General features: G+C 68.8%; 17 protein-coding genes and 1 pseudogene. 2 read left to right on the top strand and 16 right to left on the bottom strand.

Annotated elements, in window-relative coordinates; genetic code table 11:
• Positions 1 to 121: 121 nt before the first annotated feature.
• The 10 genes and pseudogenes from OTB19_RS37950 to OTB19_RS37905 all read right to left on the bottom strand — a co-directional run bounded on the left by OTB19_RS37950 (position 122) and on the right by OTB19_RS37905 (position 11,515).
• A complete protein-coding gene (locus OTB19_RS37950) occupies positions 122 to 796 on the bottom strand; it encodes a hypothetical protein (RefSeq protein WP_267803352.1) in 675 nt (224 codons plus the stop codon).
• An 8-nt stretch (positions 797 to 804) separates the two neighbouring features.
• Positions 805 to 1,491, bottom strand: coding sequence for a hypothetical protein (locus OTB19_RS37945; protein ID WP_267803351.1), 687 nt, complete (start codon positions 1,489 to 1,491; stop codon positions 805 to 807).
• Positions 1,488 to 2,416, bottom strand: a pseudogene (locus tag OTB19_RS37940) (DUF5047 domain-containing protein). The gene OTB19_RS37945 and the pseudogene OTB19_RS37940 overlap by 4 nt, the downstream one beginning before the upstream one ends.
• 164 nt (positions 2,417 to 2,580) lie before the next feature.
• Positions 2,581 to 4,815 (bottom strand): hypothetical protein, encoded by a 2,235-nt coding sequence (locus OTB19_RS37935; RefSeq protein ID WP_267803350.1) that lies wholly within the window; start codon positions 4,813 to 4,815, stop codon positions 2,581 to 2,583.
• Between the two features lie 3 nt (positions 4,816 to 4,818).
• Positions 4,819 to 9,186 carry a hypothetical protein gene (locus tag OTB19_RS37930; RefSeq protein ID WP_267803349.1) on the bottom strand — a complete coding sequence of 1,456 codons (4,368 nt, stop codon included), beginning with the start codon at positions 9,184 to 9,186 and terminating at the stop codon, positions 4,819 to 4,821.
• Between the two features lie 19 nt (positions 9,187 to 9,205).
• Positions 9,206 to 9,556: a hypothetical protein gene (locus tag OTB19_RS37925; protein ID WP_267803348.1), complete on the bottom strand. Its 351-nt coding sequence runs from the start codon at positions 9,554 to 9,556 to the stop codon at positions 9,206 to 9,208.
• 65 nt (positions 9,557 to 9,621) lie between these two features.
• On the bottom strand, positions 9,622 to 10,026 hold the full coding sequence (locus OTB19_RS37920) for a hypothetical protein (protein ID WP_267803347.1): 405 nt from the start codon (positions 10,024 to 10,026) through the stop codon (positions 9,622 to 9,624).
• Positions 10,027 to 10,122: 96 nt separating this feature from the next.
• Positions 10,123 to 10,707: a phage tail protein gene (locus OTB19_RS37915; RefSeq protein ID WP_267803346.1), complete on the bottom strand. Its 585-nt coding sequence runs from the start codon at positions 10,705 to 10,707 to the stop codon at positions 10,123 to 10,125.
• 74 nt (positions 10,708 to 10,781) lie between these two features.
• On the bottom strand, positions 10,782 to 11,183 hold the full coding sequence (locus tag OTB19_RS37910; RefSeq protein ID WP_267803345.1) for a hypothetical protein: 402 nt from the start codon (positions 11,181 to 11,183) through the stop codon (positions 10,782 to 10,784).
• Positions 11,183 to 11,515, bottom strand: a complete 333-nt coding sequence (locus OTB19_RS37905) for an HK97 gp10 family phage protein (RefSeq protein WP_267803344.1) — start codon at positions 11,513 to 11,515, stop codon at positions 11,183 to 11,185. Before OTB19_RS37905 ends, OTB19_RS37910 begins: the two co-directional genes overlap by 1 nt.
• Before the next feature lie 28 nt (positions 11,516 to 11,543).
• Here OTB19_RS37905 and OTB19_RS37900 point away from each other — a divergent pair, with 28 nt between their 5' ends.
• A complete protein-coding gene (locus tag OTB19_RS37900; RefSeq protein ID WP_267803343.1) occupies positions 11,544 to 11,873 on the top strand; it encodes a DUF4429 domain-containing protein in 330 nt (109 codons plus the stop codon).
• On the opposite strand, the gene OTB19_RS37895 is transcribed toward OTB19_RS37900, so the two are convergent.
• From OTB19_RS37895 to OTB19_RS37885, 3 genes are read right to left on the bottom strand one after another with little or no spacing between them, the layout of a single operon-like run.
• The gene (locus tag OTB19_RS37895; RefSeq protein ID WP_267803342.1) at positions 11,863 to 12,225 is read right to left on the bottom strand and encodes a hypothetical protein; all 363 of its coding nucleotides are present in this window, start codon (positions 12,223 to 12,225) and stop codon (positions 11,863 to 11,865) included. The two genes, OTB19_RS37900 and OTB19_RS37895, sit on opposite strands and share 11 nt — an antisense overlap.
• Positions 12,225 to 12,641, bottom strand: a complete 417-nt coding sequence (locus OTB19_RS37890; RefSeq protein WP_267803341.1) for a hypothetical protein — start codon at positions 12,639 to 12,641, stop codon at positions 12,225 to 12,227. Before OTB19_RS37890 ends, OTB19_RS37895 begins: the two co-directional genes overlap by 1 nt.
• A 9-nt stretch (positions 12,642 to 12,650) precedes the next feature.
• Positions 12,651 to 13,574, bottom strand: a complete 924-nt coding sequence (locus OTB19_RS37885) for a glycosyltransferase family 4 protein (protein ID WP_267803340.1) — start codon at positions 13,572 to 13,574, stop codon at positions 12,651 to 12,653.
• Positions 13,575 to 13,675: 101 nt separating this feature from the next.
• On the opposite strand from OTB19_RS37885, the gene OTB19_RS37880 reads away from it, so the two are divergent.
• Complete coding sequence (locus OTB19_RS37880; RefSeq protein WP_267803339.1) at positions 13,676 to 14,179, top strand: HNH endonuclease signature motif containing protein; 504 nt, start codon at positions 13,676 to 13,678, stop codon at positions 14,177 to 14,179.
• On the opposite strand, the gene OTB19_RS37875 is transcribed toward OTB19_RS37880, so the two are convergent.
• The 3 genes from OTB19_RS37875 to OTB19_RS37865 are packed head-to-tail and all read right to left on the bottom strand — an operon-like array spanning position 14,180 to position 16,000.
• A complete protein-coding gene (locus tag OTB19_RS37875) occupies positions 14,180 to 15,136 on the bottom strand; it encodes a phage major capsid protein (protein WP_267803338.1) in 957 nt (318 codons plus the stop codon).
• A gap of 15 nt (positions 15,137 to 15,151) precedes the next feature.
• Positions 15,152 to 15,736: a hypothetical protein gene (locus OTB19_RS37870; protein ID WP_267803337.1), complete on the bottom strand. Its 585-nt coding sequence runs from the start codon at positions 15,734 to 15,736 to the stop codon at positions 15,152 to 15,154.
• Positions 15,737 to 15,790: 54 nt separating this feature from the next.
• Entirely contained in the window at positions 15,791 to 16,000 is a 210-nt protein-coding gene (locus OTB19_RS37865) for a hypothetical protein (RefSeq protein WP_267803336.1), read from the bottom strand.
• Positions 16,001 to 16,150: the final 150 nt, after the last annotated feature.

The raw sequence follows: 16,150 nt of genomic DNA, 5'->3' as shown, positions 1-16,150 counted from the left end.
CACCGTGTGCCGGACCGAAGCCGGGTCGTCCGAGGACCGCTTCCCGCAGGATGCCTGCGCGCTCACACAGCGTCACCAATCCAGCCACGCCCAACCGGCAAAGGACCTGCGACGCGCTGCACTAGGCGATCGCGGTTGAGACCCGGTTGACGCCAAGAGATGCCGCGACCGCGGCGATCGCTCCGGCTGATGCCTGGTTGTAGAAGACCTCCAGGTACTGGCCGGCGACGGTGCAGACGACCTGACCGGAGGCCACGGCCGCCGCGTTGCCGGCGCTGCCGCGGGTGATGCTGTAGCGGGCACGCTGCACGGTGCCGTTGAGGCGGATCTCCGCACGCCCGTCGCTGGAGCCGAGGCCGCCGGGCCAGACGATCGTGCCGGTCACGGCGTAGGTGCCGACGGTCGGCAGCACGAGCCGGCTGGGGTTGCCGACCGCCCACATGCCGGAGCGGTTGGACGACTGCAATCCTGTCCACGAGATCGCGTAGTACGTGGAGGCGTGCGCGCTGAAGGTCGCGTTGTCGTTGTAGACAGATCCGGCCGGCGGCTCCATGGACTGCCAGGCGGAGCCGTCGTAGTAGTCGAATCGGTCGACGTCGGCGAGCCAGGAGATCATGCCCTCGACGGGCGCGTGGGTGCCGACCATTGTCGCCGTGCGGGCGCTCGCCGAGGCGAACCGGAGGATCGACCGGGACAGGATCGGCTCGGCGATGCTCATGGCGAGGGTCTCGGCGTCCGGCGCGTCGGTGCGGACGGCGATGGACACGCTCTGGCCGTAGCCGTCGGTGGTGGGCATGCGGCCTCCTAGGCGATCTGGTAGGTGATGTCGAGGCTCATGTAGTCGCCGTTCCCCCAGGTGAAAGGCCTGGCGGAGTTCCACTCGCCGGTGGTGCCGCCGGTGGCCACGGCCGGGCTGAGGCACATGACGTGCTGCGCGGCGGACTGGATGCGTGAGGAGCCGGAGTAGTAGGCGGCTGCCGCGTCGGTGGCGATCGTGCTGCCCGTCCACGCGAAGTTGGCATTGGCCAGGGTGGCCGCGGTGAAGGGCAGGGCCCATCGGTATTGGCCGGTGCCGTAGGTGGTGGTGGATCCGGCGATCATGCGGATGCTGACGTGGCACTCGTCGCCGCGAAGGGTGTACTGCCCGGACAAGACCCCGTTGCCGAGGGCGGGCGCGGTGCCGGTGGTGGACCAGGTGGGGACGTAGGTTGTCCAGCCGGATCCGTCGCCCGCGCCGAGCCGGCCGTGACAGAGGATCTGCCCGGTGCTCGACCAGGAGATGACGACCAGGTCGCCGATCTCCGGGTTGACGTAGTCCTCCATGCGGCGGGCGACGGTGCCGTCCGACATGGTGACCGTGCCGCTGCCCCCCACGGAGGCGACGGTGGCGAGTCGCCAGTCGGAGCGGGACTGCGCGCCAACCGATTCGGCCTGGCCCCGGAAGGAGTCGGCGATCTCGGCGACGAAGATCCGCGTCTGAGCGCTGCTCACGAGTCCTCCTTGGCGGAGATCGTGTGCAGTCCGAAGTCGCCGCCGATCTCCAGTGGGACGGTGAAGCTGGCGATCTGGTGGATCTCCTTGAGGCCGTCCGGGTAGAGGGCGCGGATGATGTCGCCAGGCTCCAGCGCCGGGTTGGGAAGGGAGGAGATGTCCGCGGAGGCGTTCGGGGCCTGGGCCGCGCGCAGCTTGAGCGTGGCGGCGGCCGTGCACTGCCCGACCGTGATCAGCGCAGACGAGGAGTAGAAGGCCGGCCGGTGACCGAACGGACCGCTCCAGTAGGTGGGGCTGTCCGGGTCGCTGTCGACGACGAGCGACGACACCGGTGCCACGCCCGCCTCCGCGTTCTCACCGTGAGCCAAGACCCCGTTGTGGACGCCGTCGAGGGACATGCCGCGGTCGGCGGAGATGTACACCCCGCCCTCCCCGGCGGCGATCGTCCACACCGGTTCGACCGTGGCCGGGTCGGGGAGTTCGGCGATCCTGAAAGTCCCGTCGGCGTCGCAGTAGCATTCGGCGCCCATCACGGCTGCGATCTCCACCACGGCCGCCCACGGATCGGCGGCTACGTCCCAGGTGCGGGCGCCGATCGGTGCGTCGATCGCCGTGGAGATGATCTCGGCGGTGGGGAGGGTGCGTTGGATCAGGGCGGTGATCGCCGTGACGGCCTGGCCCGTAGCCCGGTACGGGGCCACGAAGGCATCGTCGGTGATCGCCGCCTCCAGGCTTTTCCCTGGATCGTCGCCGGCCCTTCATCGACATCACCGGAGATGGAGTCGACGCGGAAGATCCCGAGGGGGACCATCTCCCGGACGCCGTCGCTGTATTGGACGCCGCGACTGATGCGCATCGTCGCCCCGTACAGGGCCGCCTTGTCGCCGGCCGAGGTGGGGATGATGGACGGATCGGCGACGCTCACCGTGCAGGTCCGCCTCGCCGCCGACTTTCGGTCGACGGTGACCGAGCCGCCCGTGTGTTCCAGGGTTTGCACCAGCCCGTCCGCCCGGTACAGGACTACCTCCGTGACCGGGCTGTGGTCGGAGGCGAGGGTCTCCAGGAAGCGAGCGCTGACCGGATACACGGTCACCCCCCGATCGGGTTGTTGAGGCGCACGTCTTCCCAGGTGGCGTACTTGGCGAGGACGTCTGCCCAGGTCGCGTTCTCCGAGAGAATGTCTTGCCAGGTGCGGCCTGCGGATCCGGCGACGCCCACCGCGGTGGGCATGTCCGCCTGCTTGAGAGGCAGGGACCAGGTGCGCCACGGGTCACTGGCGATGGCCTCGCCGCGGTCCTCTGTGATGGCGCCGACGTTGACGTACATGTCGTCCACGCCGGTCCCCGGGGCGGTCTGCCACAGCAGCACGGACCCGGGGTCGAGGAGTCGGTGTAGCGCCTCGCGCTCCTCGTCGGTCTGGGTGAAGACGCCGAGGTCGCCCTCAAGTCCGCCGCGCACGTCGGAGAGGACCACCAGGTTGCGGCGGCCTCGAACCTTGTACTCGGCCTGCTGCGCCGGTCGCTGCCAGACCGGCGCCCGGGCGACCATCACCATCAGGTTGCGTTGCGGGCGGCCAGGGTCCTTCACCCAGCAGTAGTTGACGTCGGGCGCTGTGATGGTCACAGTGCCGCTGGTCCTCGACTCGGGTGTCGTGCCACCCGGCGGCATGACCTCCACGTAGTAGTAGACCGGCACGCCGAGAGGTGCCTCGGCGTCCTCGATGACGAGTTGGTCGGCGGTGATGAGATCCCCGTCGATCAGCCCCGCCGTCCCCCGCACGAGGGTGCGCGCGCCGCCCGTGAGGACTCGCCACACGGTCAGCCCGTAGCCCAGCGTCAGCTCGCGCAGAGTCAGGGTGATCCGGGCGTCCGAGTCGACGACGACAGCGTCGATCAGAGACAGGGCCTGCCACACGGCGACCTGGTCGATACGGAGCACGGACGTTGTGGCCGTGGCCGTCAGGGACAGCTCGACCGCGGCCTGCGTGGCGCCCGCCGGGGCGGTGACCGAGTTGGTGAGCGACCACCAGTCCGGCGTCGGCGCCGCGGCCGACCCGGAGGAGGTGAGGCCCAGGTCAACGTTGGCTGCGTCGTACCAGCGCACCGACCGGTTGATCGTCCAGCCGCCGGCCGTCACGTTCTCGGCGAGCTGGAGACGGTAGGACAGTCCGGCCGCCGCGCCTACGGGGTACTTGGCGCTGCGGATCACGCTCGTGGTGGCCGTCGCTGACGAGACGGTCAGCGCGTAGGAGCCGTCCACGGCGTAGGTACCCCACGGCGTGGACCGAGCCAGCGTTGCCACGCCCGAGACGACGGTCCACGCGCCTTGATCCTTCTCGAAGCTGGCGTCGGCGTAGGGCAGGACAGACCCGGCGCGAATGACGGGGGCGGTCGCGATGACCGCCCCGTCCACCCGCATGACCTGCGCCGCCGTACCGGACGTGATGCCGGCCGCGAGCGTCGCGTAAGCCGTCGTCGCCGGGGCGACCGCCGAGACGCGCTGCTGGTAGTAGCCCGTCCCGGGCGCCGCGAGGTTGGACCTGGTCGCCGAGAGCAGGCTGTTGGCGGCGGTGTAGAAGCGGAGCTCTACCCAGACGGTGCTGCCGCTGGTCGGAGGGTTGAGGTAGCAGTAGCCGATGTACTCCGTACCCGCCGTTGCGGCCGGCGTTTCGGTCACCTTCGCGGCGGCGTTGCCGTTGGCCGTCACCGTGATGGCCAGCACCTGGCCGCCCGCGAGGTAGCTGTCGACCGGCCACGACACCATCGGCGCCTGCCGCCCGACCGAGCAGTTGGTCTCGGCGACCCACTTCAGGGTGGCGCTCTCGAAGGTTTCCGCGTCGGCCGACAGGAGGTTGCCGGTCGTGCGCATCGGTGTGCCCAAGTAGATGTTCTCGAAGTGATTGATCACGCCGCCCGCGAGGGGCGACGCTGAGACCAGTACCTGGCACTTCGCGGCCGTGGCCGGTGCGACACCGGCCACGGAGATCCGGTGCCATGTCGCCGACGCGGTCGCAGTGGTCAGCGACCAGGTGACGCTGACCTCGGAGCCACCCGAGGTCAGCCACCTGATGCCGATCCGTTCCGCCACTGTCGCGCCCGAAGCGTCCGCGAAGGCTTGGTACTCCTGGCCTGCGATGACGCCATACGACGCGGCCGTGCGAGCTTGCATCTCACCCGACGCGGTCGAGGAGAGCCGCAGCGTGCCGTCGCCGTTCCGGCCGCCGGTGCCCTTGGAGATCGTGCAGTTCAGCTTGGCCGTCCACCCCGAGGTGTTGGGGTCGACGGACTCCGTCACCACGGACAAATAGTTCCCGGGGATCGCCATTCGCTACACCCCGTTTCGTCCGGCGCGCATCGCCTGCATCAGCTGCCGGTTGTGGTTGATGACCTGTCCAGAGGCCCGGCTATCGACGTAGCCGTGGAACTCCTTGCCGTCCACGACGAGCGTCAGCGAATCGCCGGGTTGCAACCCTCCTCCGCCACCACCAGACGGGCCGGTCGCCATGCGCGTCAGCGCGTTGGCCTGCTGCGTGGTGAAGACCGGCTCGGGCCTGCCCGTTCCGTTGTAGGCGAGGTTGAGTCCGGGCTGGAGGTAGCCGCCGGAGTCGTAGCCGCCTGCCCGGTTGTAGGCCCGCGGCAGGCTGCCGTAGGCCGCGAGTGCGTACCGCATGGACGAGTACACGTTGGCGAGCGGGTTGACCGAAGTGCCGTACAGGAAGGGCCCGATGTCCCGCATCGCCCCGGCATAGGCCCGGAAGGTGGGGCCGATGACCTGCATCAGTCCGACCGACGGATAGCCCGCCAGCCAGTTGCTGTCCCACGTGTTGACGATGTTGGGGTTACCGCCGGACTCCTGGTTCATGCGACGCAACGTGATGTCGGTGTACGCCAGCGGCTGCCCGAGCATGGCGAGGGCTTGCTGCACGACCCCGGTCCAGCGGGTCACGCCGCCGCCCGGGGATCCGCCGCTGCTGGCTCCGATGCCGAGCGAACCCACCGAGTCGACGATGGTCTTCTTCAAGCTGCTGAGCATCTCGATCGGAATCTTCCCGATCGCGCTGGCCCACGGGCCCGTACCGACCCCGGCCAGGGATTCCCGGATGAATCCGGTGGCCTTCTCCCAGGCCTTCGAGGGGTTCGTGAGGAGGTCGACACCGTTGCCGATCCAGGAGCCGACGCTCTTGGCCCCGGACACGATGCTGTCGAGGATGCCTCCGTCCTTGAAAGCCATCTCGCGCCGGACGCCACCGACGCCGCCGGTGCGTGCCGCGGCGTTCATGCGGCCGACCCAATTCGCGCCCACCGCCTTGGTGAACTCGGGCCGCATGAACGCCTCGCCACCGGACGCGTGGATCACGCCGCCGGTTGGGGAGACGAAGGTGTGCGGGTCGCGGCCGGGCGTGTACCCGGGCAGGACGCCGCCGGTCGCGAACTTGTACTCCTTCAACTCGTCGAGCTTCACGATCCGCGCGACGGCATTCCAGACGGGCAGGATGCCCTTGTTGTAGACGTGATCGACAACGAACTGGACGGGTGTGCGGGTGATCTCGACGAGTTTGTCCCAGGCGGTCTTGATGCCGTCCTTGGCGAGGACGAAGGCGTCCTTGACGAACCCGACGCCCTTCTTGATGTTGTCGAACGCGGGCTTGAGCCCGATGTCGTAGAGCCAGGTCGCCTTCTCGGCGATCCATCCGAAGATCGGCTTCACGTAGGAGTTCCAGAACTCGCGGAAGCGATCACCGACTGAACTCGTGCTCGACTTCACGGAGTCCCAGGCGGGACGGATGTAGTTCTCCCAGAGAGCGGTCGCCTTGTCGCCGATCCAGCCGAAAACCGGTTTCAGCAGCGTGTTCCAGACCCACATCGCCGCCGCGCCGATACCCTCCAGGGCTGGCCGGAAGCAATCGCGCCAGAGCCACATGGCGAAGGCGCCGAGAATCTTGATCGCCAAGTAGATCGGCGTGATCACGGCGGTCACCACGATCGCGAACAAAATTCGCGCGGCGAGCCAGATCCCTTCGAACGCCGGGCGTAGCGCGTTCTCCCAAGCCCACATCGCGGCGCTGCCGACGGCCTTCAGCGCGGTCCAGATGCCGGCCAGGATGGGCTGCAGGAACGACCAGACGTAGGCCGCCCCGGTCTTGATCCCTTCCCAGGCGGCATTGACCGCCTCACGGAACCAGCCCCAGTGCTTGTAGGCGTAGATGACCGCAGCGACCAGGGCGACGATCCCGATGATGATCAGGGTGATCGGATTCGCGGACATCGCCGCGTTCAGGATGATCATCGAAAGCGTCCACAGCTTCGTGGCCACCCAGACCCCGTACAGGAGCTGGATCAGCCACGGCAAGGTCACCGCGATCGACCCGATCGCACCGGCCACCGAGCCAAGCGCCGTCAGGACGGGCCCGGACAGCGGAGACGCGGCCCGCGCCAGCTCGAAGAACCCCGAGCTGATGTCACCGATGGCCTTGGCCAGGATCGGAGCCTGCGCGGACGAGTAGGAAAGGAAGCGTTCGAACTTTTCGCTTCCCTTCAGCCCGGTCGCCCAGGCCGCCCACCTGCCGGTGATCGTCTGCATGCGCTGCGAAATGGAGTCCATGTGCGGCAGGAACGCGTCGACAATCCCGGCGAGGGTCTTGAACACATTGCCGACAGCGGTGCCCATGCCGACGGTGGCCGGCAGTACCGACGTCGCCAGGTCGTCACGGAAGCTCTTCCACCACGGCGACTTGAAGCCCGCAGACACCTTGTCCTGCAGGATCCCGATCGCCTTCGCCGCGGCCAGCACGAACGGGGTCAGCCCCGGCAGGCTGTTCTTCATGCCTTCGAGGGCGCGCGTGAAGAGCGGCATCACCGCAGGCTGAAGCGACGCCGACCAGTCCTTGAATGCGGTCTTCAGGGACTGGAAGGCATCGAAGGTCCCGCGCGCGCTGGGCGTCAACTTGGCCAGCGCCTGCTGGTACTTCTCCTGCGCCACGGCAGCCTGATCCACGCCGCCCGCCGCCGAAGCGGAGGCGGAAGCAATCTGACGCTGAGCCGACGAGATGGAGTCCGCGGCCGACTGCTGCGCGGCCACCAGGGACTCCTGGGCGCGCTGTACCGTGCGAGCCCCGTCCTCCTGAGTGCGGCTGACATTTCGGGAAGCCTCGGCGACCTTCTGCTGGGCCTCGGCTATCGCGCGCTGACTCTGAATCTGCTGCGATGCCGCCTCAGCCTGGGCCTTACCCAGCCCCTTCTGCTCGTCGGCGACCTTCCGGGCGGACGCGGCGATCCTCTCCTGCGCGTCCTTGACGGTCTGGGAGCCCTCGACGCCCGCCTTGTCGGCGGCCCTCTTCTCCTCGGCGAGACTCTTCGTCTCGACTTGCTGCTCCCTCAAGCGCTGCACGGCCTGGTCGTATGCCAGCTGTGCCCGCTGCTGCTCCACCAGCGAGGCGCTGCCGCCCTTGGCCTGGACAGCCGCAAGACGGGTCCGGGCCTCCTCGACGGAGAGAACCGCGTCTCGCTCGGACAGCCGTGCGTTGGTGAGCCGGTCGCCCAGTTCCGCCAACTCCGCTGCGGCGTCCTTGCGGGCCTGCGTCAGATCCTGCTGCGCCTGCCGTGCCTGCCGCTGCGCGTCCGCAAGAGACTGCTCCGCGCGGCCGACCGACTCGGCGGCAGACTGCTGACGCTCGGCGGCCTGCTGCACGGCGTCGGTGACGGCCTGCTTGGCGGTCTTGACCTGCGCCGCCGCACGTTCGTTGGCCTCGGCCGCAGAGCGGACGGCGTCGGAGACGGACTGCTCCGCCTGGGAGATCTGGCGGGCCGCGCTCCGGTGGGCCGTGGCGAGGGCCTGCTGGGCACCCGCCATCTGCAGCGCGCGGGACGCTGCCTGCGCGCCGGCCTGAGCGCCACGGCTCGTCGCCGCGGACGCCGCATCCTGCGCGGCCTTCTGCGCCTGCAGGGCTCCCGCGATACCGATGATGGCCGGCGCCGCGACAGCGACAAGCGCGCCCACACCCACGGCGGACGCCGTTGCCGCGGCGCCGATCGCACCTATCCCGGCCGCGAGGACGGGGATGGCGGGGATGACCGCGAGGCCGCCGATGGCGACCGTCAGCTGCAGGACCGCCGACAGCGCGCCGGACGTGTCGACATCGATACGGGCCCTCTTGCCGTCCACCGCGTCGATCTCCGCGCGGACGGCGGCAAGCTGCGCTCGAGCAGCGGCAGTGTCAGCCCGCACCTGCACGTTCGCATGACTGGCGCCGAGCCGCTCCAGCTCGCCTTCGAGGTAACGGATCTCGACCCGCGCCGCTTCGGCGTCGATGTCGATCCCGATCCGCTTCCCCGCCAGCGTCTCCATGCGGACACGAAGGGCCTGGATTTCGGCATCAGCCTCGGACGTGCTGGCGTCGACCTGGAGTTTCGGCAGGCTACGGAAGGCGGCTTCCAGGCGGGTCTTGAGTGCCCGGGAGAACGCGCCGCCGGTCTCGTCGCCCTGTCGGGCAGCGGAGGGCCGGGCGGCGCGGGCGCCTCCCTCGATTCCTTCGCGGATGGCTGGCGCGATGCGGATGGCGATCCGCTCGCCGATGATCCGACCCATGTCGTCACCGACACGCGTGGCGGCCGGCGTGAGCCCGGCGTTCATGCGCGCGTAGATGCCCCGGGTATTCGGGATGACATCGACCTCGACGGAGCCCACGGAGATCGCCACGAAAGCCTCCTTCCGCGCGTCAGGCCGCGCCCCCGTTGATCAACTTGAAAAGCACTTCCGCGCCTTCGTCCGTCAGGACCGGCTTGACCTTGCGCGGCTTGGCGCCCGGCCGGGCGATCGGCTCCGGCGGCGATGGCTGTTTGCTCTTGCCATCCGAGTTGGCGCAGATCAGCACGTACTCGACGCGCCGCAGGGCATCGATGGCCGACGCCAGCAGTAGCTCCGACTGGGACCAGCGACCCTTCTCGGGCTCGCCCTGCTCCGCCTGGTCCTCGATGTCCTCATCACCCAGTTCGTTCCGCAGGGCCGTCATCGTGGCGGACTCGGGCGGAAGTCCCTGGACCAGCACTCGCAGCCGGCGCGGGGTCATGTCCCCACGCCAGTACGCATCGAGTTGGTCGGCGTCTCGCGGGTAGTGGTGGGCGAGGTCTGCCTCTACCTCCTCCGCGTGCGCCTCGACGACGCTGCCGGTCCACGCGATTTCCCCAGGCTCTCACCCGACATGCGGGCCGCGGCTCCGACGAAGTCGCCGAACTCGTCGTTGGTGGGGTCGATGTCGTAGTACAGGTCGAGATCGTCGGGGTGGATCACGAGCTCGGCGAACTCGTCTGTGAGGCCTTGCTGGAGCTTCTGCTGCCAGGACTGGCGCCACGCGCCGGGCGGGATGACTCGCACGTCCTCGTCGACGAGAGTGACCGTGACGTAGTGGCCGAGGGCCTCGGACTCCTGCGCCTCCGCAGGGGTGGCCTCGTAGTCGTCCTCACGGTCCGCCCGCACTGTCTGCGGGGGTCGACGTTCCAGGTCGGTGCGGCGGGGACGGTTGTTGTTCCTGTTCGCCATGGGCGCGGTCCTTTCAGGCGGGCGCGGTCACAAGTTGGTGCAGGCGGGCGAGTCGGGACCGCGCCAGGTATCGGCTCGCCCGCCCGTTCATGGGGGTCAGGACCCGGTGTACTCGGGCGTGACCGGGACGATGTCGGAGTGGTAGACCGTGTTGCCCGCCGCGTCCGGGTAGGCGGTGATCGTCCACTCGAAGCCGGCCATCGCGTCCTGCTTGTGAGTGACGTCGGACCGGTCGGATACCTCGCCCTGCGGGACGTAGAAACCTCGCGAGGTCGAGCCGTCGAAGATCGCGAACCAGAACGCGCGACGGTCGGGCACCGGGCTCGCGGTCTCTGCGAAGGAAGTCAGGTTGCTGACAGGGGCCAAGTCCACGACCGGCACGCGGTACTGCAGCGACTGGACCGTGGTGCGACTGGTCTCCCAAGCGGTCAGCTTGAACGTCCGCAGCGACTTGGTGATCTGGGTACGAATCGGCGAGGTCAGACCCCACGGCGTGAACTCCTGAGAGTCCTCGTCGAAGCCCTGAACGAGGCCGTCGTCAGAGATGCAACCGATCGGCGCCCACGGGGCGGCCGGCTGGATGATGGGGGATGCGGGGGCCGCAGTGCCGATCGGCGCGACCCATCCGCCGCCGTTGGCGCCGATCTGGGTCAGGTCCGCGGCGCGGGTGATAGAAACCATGGTGTGGGTCTCCTACATGCGAAGACCCCGCCAGCGGACGGGGTCGGGACAGGGCCGGCGCGGTCCTGGACCGGTCAGGAGACCGGGTGACTGTAGATCTCGTAGGTGGCCCCGATGCGTCGGAGCCCAGGGTTCTCGTAGGGACGGGAGCCGGGTGCGCTGATCGTGGCCACACGGCCGATCACGCCCCCCGATGCGGTGGAACCGGGCAGGCCGGCGAGGAGAAGGCCGCGGATCTGTGCGGCCAGCGCCACAGCAGCGCCGCGCGTGGCCGCGTACACGTCGATGTCGACGAGCGCATGGTCCAGGCGGAAGCCGTCGTCACCGCCCGCTGCGATCCGCTCGACCTGCACCGTGGGCAGCTCGTCGAGCAGGTTGTTGTCGAGCTCGTCGCGGACCACGACAGGCTCCCCGAGCTGGGCCTGGAGCCACTGGATGACGAGCAGTTCCACGTCGACTGATCCGACGGCGGCCATCAGCGACCCCCGACGGAGGCCGCGCGCAGCAGCACGTGGTGGGCGTGCACTTTCTCCGTGCCGTACTCCACCCAGCGGGCGTAGTAGGACGAGTTGCTGACCACGCCGACCGGGCGTTTCTTGCCCGAGCGGCCAATCGCCTTGCGCTCGACTTTCGCGGACCAGGCCGTCTTGTAGGCGCCCATGTGGGGATCTCCGGGGCCGCCGACGGGCGAGATGGCCTGGGCCACCCCCTTGATGAGCTCCGCCCGGCGGAGCATCTCCCCAGCGATCATCGGGGAGTTCAGGAGCTGACCGACGCCACGAGTGGACATCCGGAATCGGGCGGCCATAGCCTCGCCTCCTCACTGAGGGGGTTGCGTGAAGGTCACCGGAGTGCAGGGAGCCATCGCCTTCGACGGCGAATGGATCACCATCACGAAGAAGAAGGTGGGGCAGGCGCCCCGCGAGTTCCGACTACGGGCCGTGGACGTCACCGGCACGAGATTCAAGCCAGCCACCAGGCTGTTCCACGGCTACGTGCAGTTCGTGCTGCCGGGTAGCAACGCGGCCGTCGAGTCCGTCGGCCTGTCGACCGGCGGCCGGCCACCACACTCCGACCCGCACAGCCTGTCGATCCCGCATCGCAGCAACGACGCAATCGGCCTGCTGCTTTGGAAGATCGAAGAGGCGCGAGGCGTCAACCCGTAACGCGGTCGGCGGCGAACTGCACGGGCCCGGCCATCCCCGTGTATGGGTTGCGTCCCCAGTCGCCGGGCTGGCCGGTGATCTCGCAGACCTGACCACGGATCCGAACCCGGTCCGTGGTGACGACGTCCGTGCCGGGCGGCGCGTACACCGTCCAGCCCACGATGACCGTGTCCCGAGCCTGCTGCTGTTCCCCGCCAACCTGCGGGGTCTCCGCCCGGGGCGTGACGACGCACCCAGTGATCGGGGTCTCCGTCAGCGTCCCGGGGAGTGGCTGCCCGCGCGGGTCCCGGCCCGGCGAAGGGTCGCGGCGCAGACGCACCACCGTCTCCCCGTAGGGGTACGGGGCAGGCACTACACCCACCCCCAGCCCGGCTCGTACTCCAAGCCGGCGCCGTAGCCGTCATCGACCGGCCACGTCGGCGACGGGTCGGCTGTCTCCGGCGTCGGATCGACAGTGAACGCCCCACCCCGGCCCGCCAGCGACTTCAGCGCCGCCTTGTCGGCCTTTGTGAGGTAGAGGCCGCCGCTGCCCGACGGACGCTGGACCGACATCGGGCCGATCGTCTCGTAGGCCACCTGCTGCGGATTGACGTAAGCCCGGGCCGCCACGGACAGGACCACCGCGGTCGCCTCGTCCGGCAGCGGCTTGACCACCGACTGACACAAGGAGACGGCCTGCTGAATCAGCAGGTCCGCCCGCTCTCCGCCGATCTCGCCGAGACCCAGGTACAGGCCCAACTGCTCTGCGGTCGGTGCTGCGAATGCCATGACCGCCTCCTAGGCGAGAGCCTCCACCGCAGTGCACCAGGCGGCCAGATCGGGTGTCGGATCCAGCTCGGCTGAGCGCGCCTTCGCGCGCTTCGCGACCAGCCCGTACTCGGTCTTGCTGTCCAGCAGCTTGCGGATGGCCATCTCGTAGCCGTCCACGTCGTGCAGGTCGATGAACACCCCGGCCTCGCCCAGGGATTCACACAGCCCCGGGGTGGGGTGGGCGATCACCGGGATGCCGGACGCCATCGCTTCGACGCCGGCGCGGCCCCACGATTCGTAGGACGACGGCATGAGCAGGATCCTCGTCCGCGCGTACACCGCGTCTCGCATCTCGTGACCACACATGTGGTCGATGACCTCGACGTTCGGCAGGTCGGGGACGATCTGCTCGCCGTAGGCGCCGACCACCGCCAGGAACTCGACGTCGGGCATCCGGCGGGCGAGCTTCTCGAAGAGGGCGCCGCCCTTCTCCGCGTTCAGGTTGACCAGGGTGACCTTGGTGCCGGGCTTCGTCCGGTACTCGTCGGCGAAGACGGGCGGCCGGACGATGGCCTCGGACCGGGGGCGAACACCCTTGGGGTACTCGGCGAAGAAGAGCTCCGCCTCGCGCTTCATCCACTGCGAGTTGTAGACGGCCAGGTCGCAGCCGCCAGCCATCTCCCGGAACGACTGGGCGTGCGTGTTGTGGCAGACCACCGCCAGCGGCTTGCCGTACCCCCGGGCCAGCGCACCGGCCGACGGCACGTTCTCCAGATGAGAGACGACGACGTCGGCCTGGCGGATCGCCGTACCCGCGTCGAGCCGGGACTGCAGCGGAACAACCTTGACGCCGTCCAACTCGTAGTCGGTCTTGTCGTCGGTGTAGCGGGACAGCCACACCGACACGTCGTGACCGCGCTCGACCAGAGCCCTGAACATCGATTGGACCATCCACTCCGCCCCAGCGTTATGCCGGGGCGGATATCCGTGCAACCTGGCTACTACCCGCACGTTCCACTCCCTGGCGCAGTGTCAGATGTATCATTGAATGCATGGCCAACTACACCCGGATTGCTGCCGAGTTGAGGTTCTTCGCCAAGGTGACCAAGACGGACACCTGCTGGCTCTGGAAGGCACACAAGAGCCCCACGGGGTATGGACGCTTCAAGCTGCCAGGCACCGAGGGCGCGGTCGTCCAAGCCCACCGCTGGTCTTACGAGCACCACCATGGCCCTGTCCCTGACGGCAACGTCGTGATGCACACCTGTGACGTCCGGAACTGCGTGAACCCCACCCACCTGCGTACCGGAACTCAGGGCGACAACCTGAAGGACATGCGCGACAAGGGGCGCCACGTTGGCAATCCGGAGGGGGTTCGGGAGTGGATGCGAACCAACGCGCCCAAACTCACATATGAACTGGCCGAGGAGCTGCGCGCCGAGTACGCCAAGGGCGGCATATCTCAGCGCGAGCTCGGCGAGCGGTACGGGGTCAGCCGTGAACACGCTCGGGACATCATCGCCAGGAAGCGATGGGGAGCCCCACCCGCGTCTTGATCAGCTCGACCCGCCCGCAGCGAGGTACTTGACGAAAGCCTCGACGTCGCCGAGGACGAAGCCGTAATAGGCCTCCGCGAGCAGGAGAACCAGGTTCTCCTGGAACGCGGAGTGCACGCCACCGTCCTCGTCGATGTACGTCGCCTCGCGGCTGATCTTGACGGTGATGTCCATGCCGACGCCGTAGGCAGTCTGCGACCAGTCGCCGCCGATGGCACGCAGGCCGGTGTCGACCGTGCCCGACTGGCGGCGCAGCTTGCCGGACACCGCGCGGGAGTAGGCCAGCGGGTTACCGACGAGCGAGCCGGCGACCGCCATGCCCATCCCCGGTTCGCGGGTCTCGACGAAGATCGGGCGGCCGGTCGTGTCGGTGGCGCCGAGCAGGTCCAGCTGCAGGCGGTGGTCGGCGACGGTGCCGGTGTAGTCCCAGTCGTCGGTGACGACTTCCCGCATGCCGTTGACGATGTCCTTGTAGATGCCGCCGGTGGCCTGCGAGGCGGTGCCGATCGTGACCGACTTGCTGGTCTCGGCCAGGTAGTCGGCGAAGGGGCCCGTGGCGCCCTTCATGGTCTTGCCGTGGATCGCCGCCCGGTCGAATGCCCGGCTGAAGGCGGTGGGGAGGTCGGACTGGAGCTGCGTCCAGAGACCGGCCGCGTTGGACTGCACGACCTCCATCGCGACCGGGATCAGCACGGCGATCTTCTTGCCGGTCATGGTCTTGATGTCGACGCCGCCGGTACCGAGCGGCTTACGGCCGGCCTGCTCGACCCAGTCGGCGGTCGGGACGTCCAGCGGAACCGGCACGGCGGTGTTCGCGGACATCGACAGCGGCACCCGGCGGGAGAGCGCCATGACGGCGGACCGCTCGACGCTCTTCTCGAAGATGGGGCCGGTCAGGGTCGGGGGAAGGAACGTCGCGTTGACGTCGCTCAGCTTGATGGGATTGGTGTGAGCCATGGAGGGCTACCTCTCTCAGCGGCCCTTCAGGGCCTGGTCCATGAGCCCGGCGAAGATCTGCGCCGGGTCGGAGGGGGAACGGTTGCCGTTGCCCGAGGAGCCCTGGGTCCGGTCCGGGGCGGGGCGGCGCGGGCCGCCCTCTTCGGGTCGGGCCCAGTGGGGCTTGCGCTTGAGGAGTTCCGTGAGGGCGTCCTTGATCGCGTCGGTGTCGATGACGCCGTCGTCGTCCACGAACGTGGCCAGGTCCAGCGAGCCGACTGCGTCTTCCGGGTCGGCGAAGTCGCGGGCCAGGGCCTCGACCTTCGAAGCGACCGCGTTGCGGACGGCCTTGTCGGCCCGCTCCCGCTCGGCGGCGAGCTGGTCGTTCAGCCGCTCGGCCTCGGTCTTCTGGGCGTCTTCGAGTTCCTGCGCCCGCTTGGCCAGGGGTTCAAGTTCCTTCAGCCGCTTCCGCAGGTTCTCCGCTTCGGAGTTCTTCTTCTTCAGCGCGGCTTCGGCCCGCTTCCGGTCGAAGGGCTCCTCTTCGGTGCCGTCCGCCTCCGGGGCGGTTTCGGCTACCTGCGTCTCCTCGACGGTCTGCTCGGTCTCCTCGGTTTCAGGCATGGTGAATCGGCCCTCCAGGGGCTGAGATGAGGCCACCTCCAGGGCGGCCATGGGCTACGGAGCGGGCAGATGCCCGTGGTCGGCGAGAGCCCGCCGGAAGAGGCGGAGCTGGTCGCCCGAGTGGCCCTGCGCGTACTCCCGGTACAGGCGGTCCCACTCGCGTGCGTGATCGGACAGCTCGAAGCGCTGCCCGCGGAACACCGGGACGATGGTGCAGTGACAGTTGTCGTGGAACTTCACGACACTGGCGCTCCCGGTGAACATCTCGTTGCTGTCCTGGCCTGCGGTGCTAGTGCAGCGCGTTGCAGGTCCTTTTCCGGTTGGGCGGGTTGGGTGCGGTCACGCCTCGTGGTCGGCGAGGTGGACGATGGCGGCGGTGTCGAAGGCGTCGTTGGGGTGGCCGATGTCGGTGCC

Source organism: Streptomyces sp. H27-H5 (assembly GCF_026627505.1).
GTDB lineage: Bacteria > Actinomycetota > Actinomycetes > Streptomycetales > Streptomycetaceae > Streptomyces.
This window is presented reverse-complemented; position numbering and strand designations above follow the sequence as displayed.